Annotated in this window: 16 protein-coding genes; 4 read left to right on the top strand and 12 right to left on the bottom strand. The window is 63.2% G+C overall.

Annotated features, from left to right (window positions below; all coding sequences use genetic code 11):
- Positions 1-2: 2 nt before the first annotated feature.
- From P5205_04640 to P5205_04620, 5 genes are all read right to left on the bottom strand, one after another.
- Entirely contained in the window at positions 3-575 is a 573-nt protein-coding gene (locus tag P5205_04640) for an HAD hydrolase family protein (protein HSA09639.1), read from the bottom strand.
- 1 nt (position 576) lies between these two features.
- Entirely contained in the window at positions 577-1,392 is an 816-nt protein-coding gene (gene kdsA, locus P5205_04635; protein HSA09638.1) for a 3-deoxy-8-phosphooctulonate synthase, read from the bottom strand.
- 80 nt (positions 1,393-1,472) lie between these two features.
- Positions 1,473-2,396, bottom strand: a complete 924-nt coding sequence (locus P5205_04630; GenBank protein HSA09637.1) for a response regulator — start codon at positions 2,394-2,396, stop codon at positions 1,473-1,475.
- Positions 2,397-2,405: 9 nt separating this feature from the next.
- The gene (locus tag P5205_04625; protein HSA09636.1) at positions 2,406-3,455 is read right to left on the bottom strand and encodes a hypothetical protein; all 1,050 of its coding nucleotides are present in this window, start codon (positions 3,453-3,455) and stop codon (positions 2,406-2,408) included.
- A gap of 52 nt (positions 3,456-3,507) precedes the next feature.
- On the bottom strand, positions 3,508-4,002 hold the full coding sequence (locus P5205_04620; protein ID HSA09635.1) for a YbjN domain-containing protein: 495 nt from the start codon (positions 4,000-4,002) through the stop codon (positions 3,508-3,510).
- Between the two features lie 828 nt (positions 4,003-4,830).
- Between P5205_04620 and P5205_04615 the strand changes: the two genes are divergently transcribed.
- Together P5205_04615 and P5205_04610 are read left to right on the top strand one after the other, a co-directional pair.
- The gene (locus tag P5205_04615; protein ID HSA09634.1) at positions 4,831-5,859 is read left to right on the top strand and encodes a WYL domain-containing transcriptional regulator; all 1,029 of its coding nucleotides are present in this window, start codon (positions 4,831-4,833) and stop codon (positions 5,857-5,859) included.
- Positions 5,860-5,905: 46 nt separating this feature from the next.
- Entirely contained in the window at positions 5,906-6,451 is a 546-nt protein-coding gene (locus P5205_04610) for a lipocalin family protein (protein ID HSA09633.1), read from the top strand.
- Between the two features lie 118 nt (positions 6,452-6,569).
- Here the strand turns inward: P5205_04610 and P5205_04605 are convergent, their stop codons facing one another.
- From P5205_04605 to P5205_04580, 6 genes are all read right to left on the bottom strand, one after another.
- Positions 6,570-7,115, bottom strand: a complete 546-nt coding sequence (locus P5205_04605) for a hypothetical protein (GenBank protein HSA09632.1) — start codon at positions 7,113-7,115, stop codon at positions 6,570-6,572.
- A gap of 190 nt (positions 7,116-7,305) precedes the next feature.
- Positions 7,306-8,667, bottom strand: coding sequence for an APC family permease (locus tag P5205_04600; GenBank protein ID HSA09631.1), 1,362 nt, complete (start codon positions 8,665-8,667; stop codon positions 7,306-7,308).
- On the bottom strand, positions 8,664-10,760 hold the full coding sequence (locus P5205_04595) for a glycoside hydrolase family 20 zincin-like fold domain-containing protein (GenBank protein ID HSA09630.1): 2,097 nt from the start codon (positions 10,758-10,760) through the stop codon (positions 8,664-8,666). Before P5205_04595 ends, P5205_04600 begins: the two co-directional genes overlap by 4 nt.
- 14 nt (positions 10,761-10,774) lie before the next feature.
- On the bottom strand, positions 10,775-12,079 hold the full coding sequence (locus P5205_04590) for a DegT/DnrJ/EryC1/StrS family aminotransferase (protein ID HSA09629.1): 1,305 nt from the start codon (positions 12,077-12,079) through the stop codon (positions 10,775-10,777).
- Positions 12,080-12,158: 79 nt separating this feature from the next.
- The gene (locus P5205_04585) at positions 12,159-13,595 is read right to left on the bottom strand and encodes a neutral/alkaline non-lysosomal ceramidase N-terminal domain-containing protein (protein HSA09628.1); all 1,437 of its coding nucleotides are present in this window, start codon (positions 13,593-13,595) and stop codon (positions 12,159-12,161) included.
- A 198-nt stretch (positions 13,596-13,793) separates the two neighbouring features.
- On the bottom strand, positions 13,794-14,666 hold the full coding sequence (locus P5205_04580; GenBank protein ID HSA09627.1) for a PEP-CTERM sorting domain-containing protein: 873 nt from the start codon (positions 14,664-14,666) through the stop codon (positions 13,794-13,796).
- A gap of 124 nt (positions 14,667-14,790) precedes the next feature.
- On the opposite strand from P5205_04580, the gene P5205_04575 reads away from it, so the two are divergent.
- Together P5205_04575 and P5205_04570 are read left to right on the top strand one after the other, a co-directional pair.
- Positions 14,791-16,671 carry a hypothetical protein gene (locus tag P5205_04575; GenBank protein ID HSA09626.1) on the top strand — a complete coding sequence of 627 codons (1,881 nt, stop codon included), beginning with the start codon at positions 14,791-14,793 and terminating at the stop codon, positions 16,669-16,671.
- A gap of 302 nt (positions 16,672-16,973) precedes the next feature.
- Positions 16,974-17,291 (top strand): putative toxin-antitoxin system toxin component, PIN family, encoded by a 318-nt coding sequence (locus P5205_04570; GenBank protein HSA09625.1) that lies wholly within the window; start codon positions 16,974-16,976, stop codon positions 17,289-17,291.
- 61 nt (positions 17,292-17,352) lie between these two features.
- Here P5205_04570 and P5205_04565 read toward each other — a convergent pair whose 3' ends face one another.
- Positions 17,353-20,835: a sialidase domain-containing protein gene (locus P5205_04565; protein ID HSA09624.1), complete on the bottom strand. Its 3,483-nt coding sequence runs from the start codon at positions 20,833-20,835 to the stop codon at positions 17,353-17,355.
- Positions 20,836-21,447 lie beyond the last annotated feature (612 nt).

The following is a 21,447-nucleotide window of genomic DNA, read 5'->3' as shown; positions in this document are numbered from 1 at the left end:
GATTAAGCGGCGTGTGCTGCCACAATATGCTCCCACTTGCCTTGAGCCTTGAGAATCAACTCGACCACCTCGCGCACCGCCCCGTGCCCGCCGTCGGCCCGGGTGACGTAATCCGCCGCCGCCCCTGCTTCCGCCACGCCGTTGGCCACCGCTACGGCCACTCCCGCGCGTTTCAAGACGCCCAGGTCCACAATGTCATCGCCAATGTAGCAGACCTCGTCCCAACGAAAGCCGGTTTGAGCGAGAAGTCTGTCCACGACGTAGACTTTACCGCCCTTTTGCTGGCGAAGGAAATCTATTTTGAGTTCCCGCGCCCTCCGCGCCGTGGCCGCCGAGGCCCGGCCGGAAATCCAACCAATCTTCAGGCCTTCGCGTCGCGCTATTACCAACCCCAACCCGTCCCGAATGCTGAATCGCTTGGTTTCCTCCGGCCCGCCGATGAATACCGCACCGTCGGTCAAAACGCCGTCCACGTCGCACAACAGCAGCCGGATGCGCCGGAGCGCCGCGTCGAGCGACGCCGGGCGGCGGCCACGGGCCCGCGCTGTTCGATGCTCGGTTCTCCGGGCAGGCATCTTACTGAACCGCCAAATGAACCTTCACGAGGCTCTTCAGCAGCGCGGGCATTTCAGCCAGGGGAATCATATTCGGCCCGTCGCTCAATGCCCGGGCTGGCTCGGGGTGGGTTTCGAGAAACACCCCGCTGGCACCCGCCGCCATCGCGCAGCGGGCGAGCACCGGGGCGAAATCCCGCTGCCCGCTCGAACAGTCCCCGCCGCCACCCGGAAGCTGCACCGAATGCGTCGCGTCAAATACCACCGGAAAACCAAACCGGCGCAGGATGGGAATCGAGCGCATGTCCGCGACCAGGTTGTTATAGCCGAATGTCGTGCCGCGCTCAGTGAGCAGGAGCTTCCTGCCCCCCATGCTCTTCGCCTTGCCGACCACCTGGCCCATTTCCTCCGGTGAGAGAAACTGCCCCTTCTTCAGATTTACTATCCTGCCCGTTCCAACCGCCGCGGCGATCAGGTCGGTTTGGCGGCAGAGGAAGGCGGGGATTTGCAGCATATCCGCCACCCGCGCCGCGGCTGCGGCCTGGGCCTCCGTGTGGACGTCGGTCAGGACCGGCACGCCCACGCGGGCACGGACATTGGCCAGCACGGCCAATCCTGCTTCGAGGCCGGGCCCACGGAACGACTTGGCCGAGGTACGGTTGGCCTTGTCGTAGCTGGCCTTGAAGACGTAGAACACGCCCAACCGGTCGCAGAGCCGCTTCAGGGCCGAGGCCACCCGCAGGCAGAGGGCCTCGTTCTCGATGACGCATGGACCGGCGATCAAGAACAGCCGGCCCGGCGCGTTCAAGGACTTCCATATGGCGGAGTCGCTAAGCACACCCAGCTTTTACCAGTCAATGCGCTGAATGTAAATGGCACGCAACGGCGCGGGGCGCATCTCGAGTTGGAGCCGGCATTTCAGTTCCCGGCCGGGGTTGGAGGGCTTAGACACTTGAGAACTTGGGATTTCAGGGCCTCCGGAGAGAAAGGCTTGTTCAGGAGCGCAATGTTGTAGCCGGGGAAGGCCAGGAGGCGCTGCTGGAGCTCTGGGCAGGCACCGACGTAGAGGGAAGAGACCAGGATCGGGAACTTGGACCTGCAACGGTAGAAGCGATGGAGCAGTTCCTCGCACGAACAGCCGCTGTGACCGTAGTCGGTGATAAGGAGGTCCGGGGCGCGGCGCGTGATTTCACGCAAGGCTTCGTCGCCGGTGGCGAATTCGATCAGTTGGTAGTCGCGGAACCACAGCGGGAGCAAGGCGCGGATCAGGTCGCGGGCTGTGGACTCGTCGTCCAGGAGGATGATCCGTGCATTTCGATCGGACCGGGCCAGGGAAATGAGGTGCTGGGTCTGGCGCGGGTTCGAGCCGAGAAACCGGAGCACGGCGTTTCTGATTTCGGACAGAGCGAACGGTTTGCAGAGCAGGATGATGTCGAAGCCGGGCACGGAGAGAATGGGATCACGCACTTCCGGGTTGCCTGACCACGCCGAAACAACGATGATGGGGAACCGCACTTGCATGCGGTAGAGAATGGGGAGCGTTTCACAGAAGTTGAGACCGGCGTGGCTGCAATCAGTGACGAGCAGGTCGGGGGCCTGGCGGGCGACTTCGCGCAGGGTAGCGTGACCGGTGTCGCATTGGACTAGTTCGAAGTCCCGGAAGCTGTATTCAAAGACGAGTTTCATGCATTCGCGGACGCATGGCTCGTCGTCGCAGAGCAGGATACGAGCGGGGCGGTTCCCCTTCAGGAGGGAAATAGACCCCTTAGCCTGGGGCTTCGGAGTCTGCCCCTCTTTTCCCGGAGGATTTCGCGGCGGTTTCTGTTCGTCGTTCTCGCTCATGGGGCGTCGTTACTCGCGATACTGCCGGCGGCGGCGGAGGGGGGCAAGTTGGACGGGCTGCCCGGTTTCTTCCAGGCGAAAGAAGGCGGCATGGACGACTTCCTTCTCGTGGACCAGCGCGGTGCCGGCGAGGGCTCTGGCCTTGTAGCGGTAGTCTGTGCCGTGGCCGACTGAAGGGAACTGGCGCTCATCCGCGGCGACAATTTCGGCGAGGAAGGCATGGGCCTGGGCCGGGATTGAAGGTTCAAGGCTCACGGCTGAAGCGCCGGATTTGCCCTCACCCGGCGCTGGGGTGCCACCTTGTCCCGCTCCCGCAGGCGAGGGGCGAGACTCGATCAGGGCTTCCAAAGCGTAGCTGCGGACCAGCTTGGGATGCAGCTTGGCGTAGGCAGATATGAGCGAAACCAATTCCACGCCGGCGGGTTTGCCGCCGATGAAGGCCAGCAAGCCTATCTGGTTGGCGACGGGTTTGAAGGTTTCGTCGCACTGGCGGAGGTCCTCGTCGCGAGCCTTGTAGACATCGCTCATGGCGGAGGTTGGGGACGTGCAACAGGCTTTGACCTGCAGTTCGGCAATCCCGTTCCAGACCTCGCCCTGGTTGGACACGGGCGCGCCGCAGGATTGCAGCGACTCGTGGACTGAGCGAGTCTTCCTCGAGCGGCTCTTGTAGGCCATGACGTTGCCGGACTCGGCGAACGCCTGGGAGGCGTAGGACCAGCGTCCCTGCTCCGTGCAGCTCACGGGGATCTTCGTCTCCGAGACTTCTTTGATCAGGATCGAGGTGTTAAGGACGCGGTTTTGCTTGGCACCGGCGAGCTCCTCGCCGTCAATGAGGAGCACGGGCTTGTTCGCGCGGTTGACGACCATGAGGTCAGGCACCGAACCGGCGGCGGAGACTTCGGTAATGGCGATGTCCCAGGTGGCGAGGGCTTCGCCGAGGGTGCGGTACTGGAATGTGCCGTCTGCCGGGGCGATGAGCGGCAGGATGGTGATGTTCTTATAGGTCTGAGCTTCGCCGAACTGAACCGATTGGAGCCGGGTTTTCACTACGTTATCCATTGTTTTCCTTTCTTTGGTGCTGGTTGACCGATGCGCGAGAAATCAGTGGGCCTCAGTTTTCGAGGCCCGGCGGCCTGATGCTGCGGTGCCGGTCGCGGGCTGGAGTGACGCTCTCGGCATCGGACGCTGAGCCGCGGCCGTAAACAAGCTTGAAGATCTTCGTGGCGTGCTCGTTCATCGCGCTGTAGGTCGTGCCGAACAGGACATCGAGCATTTCCTCGGACGCGATTCCAGCGGTGAGCACGTTGGAGATGCAGAACAGGACTTCGCCGTCGCGGGTATCGAGGTGGAAGGCGCCCTGGCGCTTGCCGTAGTTGATTCGGGCCAGCAGCCGGGCGCAGGCGCCGCGTTTGGCGGGCGGGACCTTGACCGGCACACGACTCAGGAGGGTGATGACGCTCCCGTTCGATGAGGTGTCAACGGAAGTGGTCCAGTACAGATGCTCACCGCCGCACGGGACGAGCAGCAGGTCGCCGTCTTCGGTAAACGCGGGCTGGTATTTCTTCGACTTGAGGAGGTCGGCCGTCGCCTGGAGTATGGTGTTCATTGTTGATAAATGCCTTTCTATGTTAGGGGGCACTATGCGCCCAACTATCAGTAATCTAACACATGGGGGGTGACAAAGAATGACACCCTCCCTTATAATTTTCAGAAATTTTGGAGCCCCGGACGGACGCGACTGGACACGGCCTTGCCCCTCACCCTTCCCTGTATCCGAGGAAAATGGCGCACTTCCCGACGGCAGTGCCCAGGATGGCGCTCGTTCCTCGCTGCCCCTGGGAACCCCAGTGGCGATTCGCGGTCTTGGCCTCTCAGCTTGCCTCCAACACCGCCGCCGGACGGGCGGCAGCGCCGTTATGGTGGCCAAACGCCTGCTTTGGCGGGCAAATGGCCGGTGGATGGCCCGTTAGTGCGGTCCGGCTACGGTGTGTATCCCATGGGGAGCGCTCCCCATGGGATACACACCGTAGCACCACCGTGCCGCCACCGTAACCCCAAGCCAACGGTGCCGGGGTCTGAGCAGACTGGAGAAGGCAACACGGCAGGATTACTGTCCAAAATTTGGACAGTTCACCGGTTGGAGGTTGGAGGAACCATCCGGTTCTGGCTGGGGAGCGTTAATGACGTTGTGTTCCCTCTGCCCCGGCTGTCAGGGCGGCAATGGGAAAACCACCGTTGGCACTTTCCGGCAATCCGCGATTAAGCAGAAGATCGGGGGGGTGTCAACGGATGACACCCGCGATTACAGGAATGGTTGAGGGTTGAGAGTTGATGGTTGAGCGCTGAGCACATTAAATGGGTGCAAGACGAGACCGGAGGTCTCGTGAACCGGCAGGCGAGACGCCTGCCCTACATTCAAGGCGGAGAGCGAATTATGAGGAAAGCACAGACGACCGTGTATTGCTGGCCGGCGATTGAGCGGATGATGCGGATTCACCAGCTCATCGAGAACAGGGAATACCCGAACAGCCACAAGCTGGCGCGGGAGTTCGAGATGAGCGTCCGGACGATCAAGCGGGATATTGACTTCATGAAGACGCGGCTGAAGCTGCCGATGGAGTTCGACGGAAAGAAGAACGGGTTCTACTTCACGAGGTCGGTGCCGCAGTTCCCGCAGATGCCGATGTCGGAGGCGGATGTTTTCACCATGTTTGTGGCGAGCAAGGCGATTGAGCAGTATCGGGGCACGCCCTGGCAGCGGATGCTGGAGGTGACGTTTCGCAAGGTAACGGGGCAGTTGGATCAGAGCGTTCGTTATTCGCTGGGGAGCATGGACGGCCTGCTGTCATTCCGGCCGTTTGCGCCCGGCGATGCGGAATTGAAGAACTTCAACCTGCTGATGCGGGCGGTGAGCGAGAAGCGGGCGGTGAAGTTCATGTCTCGGAATCGCGGGCAGGTGAAGGCGCAGCTGCGGCACGTGCGGCCGTATCACATCGCGTGCGTGGATAACCAGTGGTGTGTGTTTGGGTTTGATATGGAGCGGAAAGCGATGAGGACCTTCGTATTGACAAGACTGTCGAAGCCGACGCTCACGGGGAAGCGGTTCACGGTGTCGAAGAAGTTCGATTTGAATGAGTATCTGCGCGGGAGCCTCGGGCTGTTCAAGGGGCAGGATGATTTCGAGGTGGTCGTGGAGCTGGACGCGTTCGCGGCGGATGACGTGCGCGGGCGGCGGCTGCATTCGAGCCAGGAGCTGACCGAAATGCCGGGTGGCATGCTGCGGGTGCGGCTGCGGCTGGACAGTCTGGAGGAAGCAGAAAGGTGGGTGTTGAGCCTGGGGACGCATGCGACGGTGATCAGACCCGAGAAGCTGCGGGAGCGGCTCTTCAAAGCAACCGGGGAGCTTTGGCAGCGCTACGGAGGACCGATGGTGATGCACAATAAGAGGCAGCTTGGAATTTAGTTTGCCTCGTCACCTTGCTGGTGCATGGTTTCAACCAGCTATTGCCATGAAACTGACAACTGTAATTATCTCTGCTGGCGGTCTGATGATTGCGTATCTGTTCAGCGGTTGTGTGGGGGTGCCCAAGGGTGTCAAGCCGGTCCAGGGTTTTGAGTTGGATCGTTACCTGGGGCGCTGGTATGAAATTGCGCGGCTGGACCATTCCTTTGAACGGGGCCTGAGCCACGTGACCGCGGATTACAGCCTGCGGAAGGGCGGAGGCGTGCGCGTGCTGAATCGCGGTTACTCGGAGAGCAAGAAGGAGTGGAAATCGGCAGAGGGGAAGGCGTTCTTCGTCAAATCACCCGACCAGGGCTACTTGAAGGTGTCATTCTTCGGACCTTTCTACGGCTCATATGTGATCTTCGAGCTCGACCAAAAGGACTACCAATATGCGGTGATCTGCGGGCCGAAGAAGTCGTACTTTTGGATTTTGGCACGAAAGCCTGAAATTGAGCCTGAGCTTAAGAACAAACTAATATCTCAAGCCGCAGCCCTCGGTTTCGACACCACCAAACTCATTTTCCCCGATCAAATGTCACCTCCCCTATAGGCTTCGAACGGGGGCACAGATTGATGGCTGAGAGTTCAGTGGAGGTGGCGCCGCTCGCTTGGCGGCGGGGTCAATTCGGCGCCTGGCCGGGGATTCGGGCGAGCGGACCCGTCCGGAATTATTGGGGACGAGCTGGACTGATTGCTCTTGCGTGGCGCGCAGCGCTTACTAATCGGATGACGCAGCCGCCGATCATCGCCAGACCGATGGCTGCCAGGAGGATGACAATAGGATCCGGGAACCCTTTGGAGGAGTGTGAGATTATGCAGCCCAGCGCCAAGTACCACAGGCCCACTCCGATTCCCAGGCAAAGGAACCAGCGGGGATGTCCCGGTCCGGTTATGGCCATGGGATAGCCTATGAGATAAGGCAGAAGCAAGAGGCCCCACCACATGGAGAGGCCGGATTTGCCTCCGATGCCGCCCCGGGCTGAAAGTCCCCACATGGCTCCGGCTCCGAGTACGATGAGGACGAACACTAGCGTGCGGTACCGGACTAAGCGGGGCTCGGCTTGGCCGAACAATGTGCCCAAGGCGGCCAGCCCGCTGCCGATAAGGATGAGGATCGAACCTTCCAATGGGTCCAAGGCTCCGACCAGAAGGCCGATGCTGCCGATGACGACCATGATCTTCGCCCATAAGTTGCGATGGCCTGTATATGTCATGAGAAGAGGTTAGGCGAAAACGCCGGGGCGCGGTAATCGAAAAAGCGGCGGGGAGGATTGATAATTTCGATGAGCTGGCGGGTCCAGGGCAAGGCCCCACGTACAAAAGGGTGGGATTCTGAAAGCTGACATCACGCGAGCCGGCGCAATAGACGGCGCTCGTGACCGGATTGGCAGCCGCTCCTGGCGGTTAATCAACGTTTCTCAAGGTGCGGAAGCCGCCCTTCCGGCAGCCGCCCCACAGCAGTCCGGCCACCAGCCAGGCGCCGCCCAGCGCCTTGGCCGGCCAGCGCAGGTGCAGCCAGATGTAGAAGCAAATGATGCAACCCAGAACGGGTGGCAGCCAGGTGATCAAGCGGCGGTCGCCGCCGCGCACCGAGTAATGAACCAACGCCGACAAGTTGACGCCGATGAACGCTATGAACGCGCCGAAGTTCATCATCTCGGCGCTCAGTTGGTAGCTCAATACAAAGGCGCCACCCAACGCCAGCCCGCCGGTCAGCAGGACGTTCTTGGTGGGCGTCTGGGTCCGGGCATTGAGCGCGCCGAAAAACCGCTTCGGGATAACGTCATCCCGCCCCATGCTGTAGAGGAGGCGCGCCGAGGCAAGCTGCGCACCCATCCCGGAGCCCACACTCGCCACCAGCAGCGTGAAGTTGACCAGTTGCAGCAGCCAGGTCCCGCCGGCTTTGCCGGCCACAAAGACGTAGGCCGTGTCCACGTCCGGGAATGGCTCGGACCCGTATGGCCACACCAACTGCCCGGCGTAGATCTGCAGGCCGGAGAAGATGCCGGTGAACAGGCAGGTCAGGACCGTTGCCAGCAGGATGTTGCGGCGCGGGTTCTCGACCTCCTCCGAGAGCGTCGAGATGGCGTCAAAGCCAATGTAGGTCAGCACGGCAATCGAGGTGCCGCGCCACACCGCCGGCAGCGAGAAGGTGGCTGGATCATAGAACGGCCTGAGGAAGTAGGCCACCCCCTCGCCCGAGGCGTGGGCCACCAGGTAACGCCCGATGCAGGCAAACAGGATTCCCACGACGACCGTCATGGCGGCGGCCAGGAAGGCGTTGGTGCGCGAGGAGGCCTTGATGCCGCGGAGGTTCAGGCCGGTAAAGAGCACCACAAAGAACAGCACCCAGCTCCAGTAAGGTACCTCGGGCAGGATATTGCCGGCGGCCTTGCTGCACCAGATGACGCACAGGATCGGGCAGAGCAGGTAATCCATCAACATGCTCCAGCCGACGAGATACCCCGCGCGCGGGTCCAGTTCGCGCCCAACATAGGTGAAGGCCGAGCCGGCGCTCGGATAAGCGCGCGCCATGCGCCCGTAGCTGATGGCCGTGAAGAGCATCGCCACCATGGCCACCAAGAGGGTGGTCACCACGTGCCCGCGCGCTTCCTGGCTGACTACCCCGAAGAGGGGCAGGGCGGCGGTGGGCTGGATCAGGATGACGCCATAGATCACCAGGTCCCAGAGTTTCAGGGAGCGCCTGAGAGTCAGCTCTCCCGGCGCGGAAGAGGAAGGCGGGGGCAATGTGGAGGTGGCATTCATGGTTCAGATAATCCGATCGCAACCGGTTCGGGCAGCGTGTGCGTCTGGCGATAGGCGACCCGCGCCTCCTCCAGCCGGTCGGCCTTGTCCAGCCAATACAGCAGCTCGCGGTCATACAACGCCAGCATGGCATTGAGCAGGTAAGGGCGGTTGGCGGCCAGCCACAACTGGCGGTATTGCTCCTTCATCTCGCCCGCCATGTCGCGCAGGTCCTGCACGCGGCCGTTGATTACGCTCATGTTGAGGAAGGCGTAGTTGACGCGGCGCGTCTCTTCGGGGTGTTCCCGGGCATCGCGGTAGAAGTTGGCAATCTCGGAGGCGAATTGCGCCTTCATGCCAAGCCAGTCCATGCGCCGGGCAGCGAACTCCAGGTAATCGAGAGCGTTCGTGTGCAGGCGGCAGTGCCGGCGGCTCTCGATAATGGCGGTCAGGGCTTCCTCCGCCGAACGGCGCATGGCCGCGGCTTGCGGCGCCAGGCGGGAGTGAATCCTCGCCCCGCGGCCGCTGTAGGGATCGAGCCACAGGTACTCATTGGCCGCGTCCGCCAGCCCTGCGCGCCGCGCCGTCTCGTGGACTTCTCCCAGCTTGCGGATCGCGCCGGCGACAGCCTGTCCCTCCGCGCGATGGAATGCCCAGTCGTAAGCTTCGTCAAACTGCTCACGCGCCACATCGGCGCCTTGCCACGAGGCCGCCGCGGCATACAGCACCGGATACCACACCACGTCGAACAGGCTCTCCCCGTCGTCGAACCAGACCGTGTTGAGCATCCCCAGCGCGCCCTGCTTCTTCCCTTCCGCCACAAAGCGCCCGATGTTCTTCACCGCCACATTGAAGTCCGGCGCGGGTTTGCTCCAGTTGTTGACGCTGGGGCAGACCAGCACGTCCAGCCCCGCCTGCCGGAAGGGGGTGATAAACTCGGCGAACTTGTCGTCGGCTTTGTAGGTCCAGGTGGCAGCGACCATGTCCCGGGGGAGTTGCGGGATGATGGTGGGTGCCTTCAAGGCGCGATCGCCCCAGAAAAGGGTGCGGCGGTTGTGGCGGCGAAGGATGTCGGCCACGCGGGTCATGTGCCCGGCCCAGAGCTTGCCAAAGCCCCCCTCGGCCGAGACGGCGTCGCGGTTGACGCCCTTGCCGAGGTCCCAGGTCTCGTCCCCGCCGGCATGGAAGAACGGGCCGGGGAGGACGCCGGTCAATTCGTCGGCGACGCATTCCACCCATTCGTACACCGCAGGATCACCGGCGGTGAGTGTGCTGGCGTGCGGCATCTCGCCCAGATGCGCATACAGTTCATGCTTCAGCAGATGGTGCAGGTGGCCAAACGTCTGCTGCTGCGGCATCAGGGTGACGTGACGCTGCGCCGCGAACTCTACCAGGCGCCGCAGCGTCGCGAGATCCAGTTCTGCGCCTTTGGGCGCGAGCAACGGCGTGGCGCGAAAGGGCACCAGGTGCTGGAGGTAGAAGCTGACCACATTCAGCTTGTATTCGCCGCACGTCTCGACGATTCGCCGCATCTGCGCCTCGGTGGGCACGACGCCCTGTCCTAGGTCAACCGAAAGCCCGCGAAACCCCAGCTCGGGCCGGTCGCGAATCACGCCGCCCGGCAGGACGATGCCGCCTGGCTCCCCGCGCATCAACTGGCGCAAAGTCTGGACGGCGTAGTACAGCCCGGCGTCGTCGCGCGCTGACAGCACCACGCCGCGGGGGTTGATGGAGATAAGGTACGACTCCGCTTGCTCCGGCACCGCCGCCGAGAGGCCGGCTGCGACAAGCGCCCGCCGCACCGCCGGCTGCTCGGGCCGGCCCAGCAGGATGCGCAGCCCGCGCCCGCGGCCGAAGGCGGTGCGCGCGCCGTGAAGCTGGATCTCACCCGCCAGAACCTGTGCCAAGAACTGATCCCGAGCTTCGATCCGCACCGGTGAGCGCAGCACCAGCCGCTCGCCGCTTTCGCGCCATTCCCGCACGGGCGGCACAAGCGCCGGAATAGCGGCGGGAGCCGATGTAGCGAGGAGGATGGAGAATAGAGGACCGAACAGGACCAGCAGGCGACACGCGAGGCCAAAACCCAAGTGCAGGGTGAAACGACGCAGGCCCATGCGGTTAAGAACGGCTACGATTGGTTGAGGACGCCACGGTGCTCGTGGACCTTCTCGAACGCCCGCGCGATGTCATCCATGTCCGAGCGGGAGCCGAGGAACAGGCCTTGTTCGAGCCACGCGCCCTGCTCGGCGCAAATCCTCTCGCAGTTGGGGCAACTGACCGCCCCGTAGTCCAGACTGGCAGCAGCGCGTGGGAGGTAAGGACCGAAGGCCTTGTTCAGGAACAATGGCTGGCGGTAAAGCGGCAACGCGTATCCGCCGCAGATGGGAATCCCTTCGGCCACCAATGCCTTGAGAATGGCTTCACGCGGCGCGCCGAATGCCGGGGCATCAATGCGCAGCAGGAACAAGTGGTAGCTGTGCCGCGTGCATTCCGCCGGGCGCTTCTGCGGGTGAAGGCCGGGAATGCGGCTGAGTCTGGCGGCAAGGTATTGTCCATTGCGGTCGCGAGTAACGGTCTGCTCTTCCAGCCGATCCAATTGTGCGTTGAGGACCGCCCCCTGGAACTCTCCCAGGCGGTAGTTGCCGGACATGACATGGTGTTCATACCACCGCCCCCCGGCGACGCGTCCGCAGTTGTGGATGGAACGGCAGGCCTCGGCCAGCCTGTCGTCGGAAGTGGCCACGATGCCGCCCTCGCCACTGGTGAGGTTCTTGGTGGATTGGAACGAGAACGAGCTGAGATGCCCGAGCGAGCCGACGGGGCGTGCCTGGTAACTGGCGGCGTGCGCGTGAGCGGCGTCCTCGATCACGACCAGGTTGTGCTTTCGAGCCAGCGACATGAGCGCTTCCATATCCGCCGGCTGGCCGCCGACATGGACGGGGATGATAGCGCGTGTGCGCGGGGTGATTGCCGCCGCAACCGCCGCCGGGTCGAGGTTGAAAGTATCCAGGTCCACGTCCGCAAAGACCGGAACAGCGTTGGCCTCGACGACCGCGGTGGCGGTGGCCAGGAACGTGTAGGGCGGGACGATCACTTCATCCTCCGCCCGGATGCCGGCAGCCATAAGCGCAATCCGCAGCGAGACGGTGCCATTGACGACCGCGATGCCGTGCCGGCAGCCGTGCATGGCGACGAACCGGCGCTCGAACTCCGCCACCTCGTCGCCGTTAAGCTTGCCCCACTTGCCGCTGCGCAGCGCCTGCAGGAGCCGTTGTTCCTCCTCGGCCCCGAACACCGGCCAAGCGGGAAACGGGTGGGTCCGGGTCTTGTTGCCGCCAAAGAGGGCGAGCGATTGGCCCAAGGATTCGCGGGCGGGAACTTGTGAGGCGGGTTGAACTGCGCTGCCGCCATTCATGGAGTCTTTACGGCTCATACCGGCTAGTCTAGTTCAGCAGTGATGGCACTCCATCCCCCAATCGGGTAGGTGGTCCGATGTTATCTGGTCAAGAGCTCTATCGCCCGTTGATCTGGTTGACCAATCTGCGCGCGCTTGCAGTGGTCAACACCTCCACATCGTCCGCCCAGCGCAGGGCCGGCAGACCCAGCACTTTCATTGCCTGGCAGCCTTCGTAACCCCACAGCGGCGAGGCTAGCGGCGGTTTGTCCTCGTTCAACACCCGCAGCGACGGGATGTAGCACATCACGTCGTTGCCGTAGCCAGCCACCCAGGTCCCCGCCCCGAACTCGCGCTTGAATTTCAGCGCGTAGTCCACCACCGGTTCGCCGCCGAGCGTGATCAGGAGCTGCCGCCCGCCGAACTGCCACACTTGCACCGGATATGGATGAGTGCGTTCGAGCGGTGTGCCCGACTTCATCGCTGCCTGCAGGTTCGTCGCCCAGCGCCGGACGTACGGCGTCTGGCTGCGCGCAAGCTTCTCCAGTTCAGTCGTCGTGGGGACCTCCCCGAGGTTGAGCTTGACGGTTTCCATCAGCGTCCGCAGCGTCGGCGCGAGGGTGGCGGAAGGTTCGCTCAAAACCTTCTGAACGGCCCCGGCAAGTTGCTCGCCATACCGCCGCGCCAGATCGAGACTCCCCCGCACCACCGGGTCCTGGTCCCCGGCGCACCCCACGAAGAACACCGCCGTCGCCCCCGGGTGGTTCGCCTCCAGACGCGCCTGCGCAAACCCCGCATAGTCTCCACACCACTGGCAGAATGAGCCGGTCAGCGTCGTATTGTGGCACGCGTAACCGAACAGCACCGCCCGCAGCCTGCCATCCGGCCGATACGCCCCCAGCACCGGTACCGCATGGTCCACCGGCCCGGCCAGCGCCCCTTCCGCCGCCAGCCGCGCCCGCTTCGACTCCGCGTTGTTGCGCCGGTTGGCGGCAAAATCCGTTTTGCCCTCGCCGGCCGCGAGTCGCGCCGGCGCCAGGTCCGCCAAAGCCCGGCCTGCCGTCTCGATGATCTTCTCCTCAAGCTCCGCTTCGTATTCGCCCGCCGGCCCGTCAAGGCTGCCCCGCCGGTTCGACAGCAATGGCCCGCAATGCGTGTGCGACGCCGTTAGAAGAATCTGCGCCGGCTCCAGCCCGAACTTCTCCTTGAGCCGCGGCAGACACCGGCGATAAAGGCCGCCCCGGATGGCCAGCAGATCGGCGCTGACGATGACCGCCCGGTGGCCCGCAGCGTCCTCAAGCGCCAGCGCCTTGAGCCAGAGGTCCATCGCTTTGCCCTCCGCCGGGCGGGTGCGTGCGGCATAACCGGCCATCCAAAGCGAATTCGTGGGCGTGATATTCGACCGCGCCACGCCTGCTTTCCAGAGCCCCGCAGACTGGTTGGATGTTGCGGTTGCCTCCTTCCCCACGAGCGGTGCAGCCGCCAGAATGACACTGGCTGCCAGCAACTGCCTCAGAGTGAGGCTCTGGCGGCAGGCTCGGCTAACAACCTGCATGGAAAAATTGTGCTCCGGCGAGTTCATGGATCGCACCTTAAACCGGTTCCCCGGCCGCGTCATCCCCCAATTGAGTAGCAGGCTCGACCAAACCGCCGACGCCCATCTGCTGCCTAAGGCGGCCTGCAGTTGCTTGCGGCAGTTGCTCACGCCGACGGGCGGCACGGCCTGGTGTGAAGCAGACTCTCGGCCCGAACCTCAGCGGCGCGCGCGGCGGAAAAGCCCCAGCATCCCCAACGCCAAAAGCGAGACGGACCCGGGTTCCGGCACCACGTCCGCCCACTGGGTCCCCACGCGCACGTTGTCCACCAGGTAATCGGCTTGGTTGTAACCCCCAATGCGAAGATAAAACTGCCCTATACTCTCTGCAGACGTCGTGCCAGTACTGGCGATGCTGGCTGCCGGTTCCGCCTCGACCGGGCTGGGATTGATGAAGAGAGAAGCCCGGTGAAGGTCAAAATCGTACTTCATGACAATGAGATTGACACTGCCCAGCGACAGCGTTGGGTTGGCGTAACTGGTGCCTTGCCCCAAGGTTCTGATCCCGAGTTGGACATTGCCGGAGGAGCCTTTGGAGACAAGATCGCATGGATCGTAGGTGTTGTTGAAAACGCCGCCGTTGCCCGGGGCGTTATCCGCGTAGGGCAGCAGACCCATGAACGTGTAATTGCCCCCCGCAACGGTGCCATTGAAATCCAGGAGGAAGGAGGCATAGACGACACCATTGTTGACAGATTCGCTGAACGGGCTGTAGGCAAACCCTTGCACAGCGGCGCTCATGCCCGCGATCCGGGCCCGGTTTCCCGGCGGTACCGAATCAGGGAGGTCAGGATAAGTAAGGTTGCCGCTGCCAACCGTAATATACGCGCTGTTGGTGGTTTGCACCCAATTCCCCTGTCCAGCTAGACCAACGCCAGCGGAATAGTCAAACCCTTCGTGAAACAACAGATCCGCCTGGACGCTCTGCACCAGCAAGCAGGCAGCGCAAAGCAACAGTGAGATACGAATGGCCAATGGCCGTTCACCAAGCCTGGTCTGCCCGCAGTACGGAAGAACTTCTCGTGTCTTCATAAAGGTTCTGGATTGTTGATTATTCTGCTTCACCCTCTCAAAATTCAGGAAACCGCGCATCCCCCAATTGAGTAGGTATCCAAAACCCCGGCTTGTAGTAAAATCGGACGACTTACTGTATCCGATGATCTCGCCTGATACCCGCCAAACCCCTGCTACACCGGCTTTTCTCCGCTTTTTCACCCTGGCCGCGGCCCTGCTCTGGGGCGCCAACGCGCTCGCAGTTTTCTACCTCCAGGACGGCTTCGACTACCCTCCGGGTATTCTTGGAACCTACTCGCCGTGGGCCGGTCCCACCAACCTGATCACGGTGGTCAACCCCGGCCTCTCCTGCCGCAACGTTGCGAACTTCTCGCCGCCCGGCAATGCCGTCGCCGTCAACGCCGGCGGTTCCGCCCAGGCCATTACTTACCGCCCCCTAGAAACCACGGTCACGAGCGGCGTCCTCTATTGTTCCGTCCTCATCAATTACACGGCCGTCAGCTCCAGTGTCCTCCTCGCCGGCTTGCTCCCATCAAGTCTCACCGCCCCGGGCGGCTACACGGTTGACCCTTGCGACCTCGTCGTCCGCAGCGCCTCGGGCGGTTACAACCTCGGCATCCGCGCCAAAGGCACCACACCCGCCACCTACGCCAGCAAAGTCTTCGCCCTCAACATCGCGCACCTCATAGTGATGAAATATGACTTTACCTCCGGCCGTGCCTCCCTTTTCCTCAGCCCGACTCCCGGCGAACCGGAACCCGCTTCCTTCAGCGCTACCAGCCCTGTCACCGGCACTCCCGTCAGCAACTTGAGGCACTTCTTCCTCCGGGTCTATGATGCCACCGCCGGCAACTTCCAGATGGACACTCTCCGCGTCGCCTCCACCTGGGCCGAGGCCACTCCCTGGGCCCCGGCCCCGCCGGCATCCCGCCTGGCGTTTACCACCGCTCCACTGGCCGGCACCGTCGGCGCCGCGCTCCCCGCCATCATCGTGCAGGCCCTGGACTCCGACACCAACAGCGTCCCCACCAACAACATCCCCGTCACGCTCATCCTCGACTCCGGCTCCTTCGCCTCCGGCACCACCACCGCCTACACCGATGCAACGGGCAAGGCCACGTTCAGCGATCTAGTGGTGGACTCGCCCGGCACCTACAGCATCACCGCCACCGCCTCCGGCATCGGGGCAGGGCTCAGCTCCGCGACCACCAACCCCTTCACCATCGGCCCCGCCAACGCCATCTCCGAACCCGGCCACGCCCTCTCGCACTTCCTGGACTCCTTGCAGGTCGAGCGCTACTGGAAAAAGGGCGTCAGCGTCAACTGGCTCACCGGCGCCGAGGGCGGCACCGGCCCGAACATGACGATTGGAACAGGCACCCATTGCAGCGCCTTCGCCGCCGGCGCCGCCGCTGCCCTGGGTGTTTACTTGCTCCGGCCGCCGCAGACGAATGACCTCAACCTGGCCAACAGCCAGGCCGACTGGCTGCGCGCCAGCCCCGCCGGCTGGTACGCCGTTCCCTCCATCACTGACGCCCAGCACCTCGCCAACGCCGGCACCCTCGTCGTCGCCTCCTGCAAGGAAACCAGCGGCTCCGGCCATATCGCGGTCCTGCGCCCCAGCACCCGTTCCGACACCGACGTGCTGGCCTACGGCCCTCAGGAATGCCAGTCCGGCGTTAACAACGTCAACAGCACCAATGTCGCTGCCGGCTTCGACCAGCATCTAGACTCCTATCCAGACCGGATCCTCTACTACGCCCACGCCTATACCAACGCCATCGCCCCCGTCAACCCGCTCTTCGGCCCCCACTCCTTCTCCAACAACGTCTTCCGCGCCAACACCACCACCGTCGTCGGCCGCAAGTACCGGTTTCAGTCCAGCTCGGACTTCGTTACCTGGACCAACCTCCTGGCGTTCACCAACTCCAACAACTCCACCAACTTCTTCACCATTACCCCCCTGACCGATTCCCCGCCTCCCGATTCTCCCCGCCGCTTCTACCGCCTCCTGGCGGAATAGCCCGTCCCTCCCCAATTGGACGTCGCCTTTCGGCTTGCGCCAGGCAGGAATCGGACTACATCTCCACTTATGGCCACCGCCGATTTGATTGAGGAAATCCGCCGTCTGCCCGAAGCCGAGGCGGCCCGGCTGTTAGACTATCTCTTTTCCGACGAAAGCGAACTGGATCGAATGCTGGCCGCGCCAGCATCGCCTGACCGAGGAGGAAACCCTCGCCCTGCCGTGTGCGCGTCCTGCCGGACAGTAACGTCTGGCTCGCCATCCTCACAACGGACGGGCAGTGCCGCCGGCTATAGCGCACGCTGCGACCCCACGCCCAAGTCCACGCCTCGGCGGATATCGTCGCCGAAGTTGAGGAGGAGTTGCTGCGGAAGTTCGGTTTCTCTCTGCGCCACGCGCGATTGCTCACCCACTTCGTGCGGCGGCAAACCGCGCCCGTGGACATCACCGGTCTCCCTCCTCGGGCCTGTCGCGATGCCGATGATGACCTGATTCTCGCGGCTGCCGTCGCCGTCCGTTGGGAGTATTTGGTGACCGGCGACAACGACCTGATTGCCCTGAAGCAGTTCAATAATTTGGCTATTGTCACTCCCGCCGAATTTGCCAGACGGATTGCCTGATTGCCTGAGGAGTCTGGTTGCGCCTTGGGTCTCGCTGTTCCCAACGGCGGGGGTACATCGGCTATTGCGCCCGGAAAAACTTCTGCGGCGTTGCCGGCGCAATCGCAACCTTGTAGTAAGGCAGCGTTGCCTCGCTCACAATTGTCCACAGCCCCATTAGGTCGTCGGCTGAATACAGCGTCCCTGCCGGCCAGATCAACTCCAGGCTAGAACCCGATTCCCCGCTCGAAACCCGGTAGGTCAAATTAGTCACCGAGACCGGCGGCCACACCACCAGCGTCGCCGCCGGGCTCAGCACGCCTCCAGACCCGTTGGTCGCCCCCAGGCGGTAAACGCCCGCGTCGGTGTAATCCACATTCGTCAGCGTGAGGTTCAAGCCGGTCGCTCCCGCCAGCGGCACTCCATCTTTCTGCCACTGATACAGTATCGTCGGCGAGCCGACCGTCCCCGCGCTCAAAACCACCGTGCTCCCCAGTTCCACCGTCTGCGACTGCGGCACCTGCATGAAGAGCGGTTGGTTCGTGTTCCCGAACGCGGCCAGCGCGTGCGCCCGAAGCTGCGCCTGCGACAGCGTCGCCTTGTAGATCGCCACCTCGTCCATCAACCCGTTGAACCATCGGTTCGTGCCCCCATCCGAGCCGAATCGGGTCAGCCCTGCGAACGGCTGGACTGCATGGCTGGCCATTCGCGTCACTGTGCTCCACGTGGTGCCGTCACACATGCAGAGCACCGCCTGCGTGGCGCTCACCGCCAGCGCCACGTAGCACCATTGCCCGTCCGGCGGGGTCAGCCCCGAATCCCACGTGTAAGCGCCCGGCGCGTCATTCCAGTTGTAGCCCAAGTGGCTGTAGGCGCCACGGAATCCCAGCCCGCATGCGCTGGCACCGCCGCCGTCCGCGTTGCGATGCATGATTAGCCCCGCGTGATTCTGCTGCGGGCCGTTTCGCTTGATCAGACACTCGAACGTCACCGCGTTGGTGTTGAGATTCAGCGCCGGCACCACCACCTGCCCGTTGGTGCCGCACACCTGCAACGCCCGGTTCGTCGTCTCCAATCCCGGCCACTCGGGGGACTGCAATTCAGCCACGGTCGTGCTCCAATTCAAGTAATCCCCCTCTGCCGCCGGGCCCAGGCTGCCGCTGTTGGCTGCCTTGGGAGGTGTCAACCCGTCATCCAACCGCCAATAGCCCGCCGGGTTGTGCGCCAAAACCTGCGCTGCGTACCCCGCCGCGTTGGTGGTCGCCGCAGCGCAATGCGCCGCGACCTGGCTCGCACTCAGTGCGCTCGTATAAAACGCCGCTTCATCCATGGAACCTTTGTACGCCCACGAGTTCGTGCTGTGCCGTGCCCCCAAGGTCAACGGGTAAGCCGGGTCAATGTTGGGGGTGTAGGTGCCGCTGAGCGGCGCGGTGTCCCGCAACGTGCCGTTCACATACAGCCGCGCGTTCGCCCCGTCATACACCCCCACCACGTGGTACCACGTATTCGGGTTCACCGTCATGTCCACCTGCGCCGTTACCGCCACCGAGCCGGTCTTGTACACCCGGAAATACCAGCCGTTGCCCGTCGTCTGCGCCGCGTTCCCCTGGTAGATCAGCCAGCCGCGCGAGGGCCACACCACAGAGGCGGCGGGGCATGAGAAGGCGGTCCCGCCTTTGAGCCACAGCTCGACGGTGAACGGCCCGTTCACATTCCATTCCGTGCAGTACGGCACCGCAAACCGGTTGGTGTCGCTCGCGCCGACGAACCGCACCGCGCTGTTGGCCGCCGTGGCCAGCGCGCCCGGCTGCCGCCCGAGAATACTCGTGGCGAAATCCCCGTTGGTCACCGCCGCCACTCCTTTGCCCGCGTCCCCGACCGTGCCCAGGTTCGCCACCGTAAACAGCTCCGGCACCGACGCCACGTTCTCCTCCGAGAACCGGTGGTACGAAACCGGCTTGTCTTCCAGCACCCCTGCCGCGTATGCCCCGGACTGCGATACCACGATGTTGGTCACGAACGTCGCGCAGGTCAGAAACCTCCCCGCATCGCGGTAATGCACATCATCCGGGCTCCGCGCGATGTATGGCTCCGCCGTCCCCACGTCGTAGCAAATGCTGTCCTTGTCCGTCATCCAGGCCCGGTAACGCACCGTCAGCACCGTCGGCGCGTTGACCACAATCTCCCCGCTCTGCGCCTGCTGCGCCGCCGGGTCCTCGAAAAACGACCGCCGCAGCTCGATAATCTGCGCCCCCGCGACGTTACCCAACACGTTGCCCGCCGCGTCAAACCCCTCCGCCGCGTGAAACGTGCCCGTCGCCGCCGAACTGAACTCCCCTCCCTCCACCCGCAAGTGCACCCCCGCCGCCGCGTGATCGCCCAGCACCCTTTCCGACGGGTTGGCGTTGGTCAGCGTCACCCGCAACCGCGCCTGCCCGCTTGAAATGCCCAGCACCTCCAACCGCACGTTCGGGCTCGGATACAACCCGTCGTCCGCGATCAGCCCCTCCCGCCGCCCGCTCGTCGAATCGAACGTAGTGAAATACAGCCACGTGCAGGTCCCCAGGTAGCGCGCGTCCCCCGCCCCCGCCTGGTCCGCCGCCGCGATGGACCGCCGCAGCCCGATCGGCGTCATCTCCAGCACGTCCAGCCAACTGTCCGCGTCCACGTCGAACCGATACACGCTCACCCCCACGTGGCTCTGGTAATTAACGTCCCACAGCGGGTAAAGCGATAGCAGGTGCGGCACCGCGCAGTTCCCGCTGCCCATCGCCATATTGCTCGCCCCATGGCACGACAGGCTCGAATCGGTTCCAGCCCCTTTGATCACCCCATGCTGCATATCGTAGCCGGACAGACCCGTCATCATTCGCCCCTGCGACGGCAGCAGCGCCAGCAACTGGTCCGTCTTGGTGCCAACCCGCGGTATCGTGAACGTGTGATTGTTGGTCCCGCTTTGGTAAGGAATCCCATCCATGATGTAGATCATCGGAATTAACAAGTCCATATCGGTGGATTGGAGCAAATCGTAGTAGGCCTCCTCCATGTCATAGTAAAACTCATCCGACTGCACATCCGCCGAGAACACCAGCGTCTCCGGCACGCTCACCCCGGCTACCAAATTCAACAGGTTGGTTCCCCGGACGCCCTCCACATCTATCTGCACCCCGTCAAACGCCGCCTCGGGATGGTTCGCACTATAGGTGATCACATGGTTCAGCCGGTCCTGCAGCAGCGCCGATGATACACCCGACTCGTTGGTGATCGTCGTCTTGACCGCCACCATCGCATGCACCGTCAACCCGCTCGCGTGCGCCTGCTGGATGAACGGACTGTACATGGGAAACGAACTGCTCGTATTGGTCGTGGCCCAGAGGAACACGTGCTTGATCCCATACGCATTGAGCAACCCGATCACCGACGCCTCGTTCCCCAGCAAACTCATTTGGGCCGGCTTGAGCCAAACCCCGTTGCCCGGTGCCAACTGGACCTGAGCCCCCTCAACCCCAGCGACCGCCAGCCACGCGAACAACAGGCAACTCATCCAAACAACGGTTTTCGACATATACTCCGGATTATGCTCACTCTTCTTCCGAATAGCATCCCCCAAATGAGTAGGCACCCCAACCGCGTGCCACCAAAGTTGCTCCGTTCTCCATTTCTGCTCCTGTAGTCCCCGCGAGCCACGACACCGCTGGCTTGGCGGCACGATGGTGCCAGCCAACATCACTATCGTCGAAAGGTGCTGATAACACGCCACTTGAGCCCGCCAGAGCGGTTCCGCTTCCGGCAGAGGGCAAAGCAACCTGAACACCGCTATTCATCAATAAAGTCCCCTGTTCCCAGGCCGATTAGCCACCCCGGTGAGACAACGCTGTGAAACCTGCGATACCCCGGTGTGGTCCCCATGGGGGCCGACCCCCATGGGGACCACACCGTAGTCCCGCCGGATTGGCACCATGTTAACACAGTCAGGAGTCCCCAGTGCCCGGATAGGGTAGGAGCCCGGTATTTGTTCTATTCCGGTGCAATAATCCGACCAGACGGCCATCCTCCGGCCATGTGCGGGCCATCTCCTGACCGTCTGGCGTCGTGGCTGCGGGGAGCGCCTGCCGCCGGTCCCTACTCAATTGGGGGGTGCGCGGCGACGGCGAGCGGGAGTATGCTCCGACCCAAT

Source organism: Candidatus Paceibacterota bacterium, from assembly GCA_035452965.1.
Classification (GTDB): domain Bacteria; phylum Verrucomicrobiota; class Verrucomicrobiia; order Limisphaerales; family UBA8199; genus UBA8199.
Note: the sequence above shows the minus strand (reverse complement) of the source record. Positions and strands in the feature narration are given on the sequence as shown.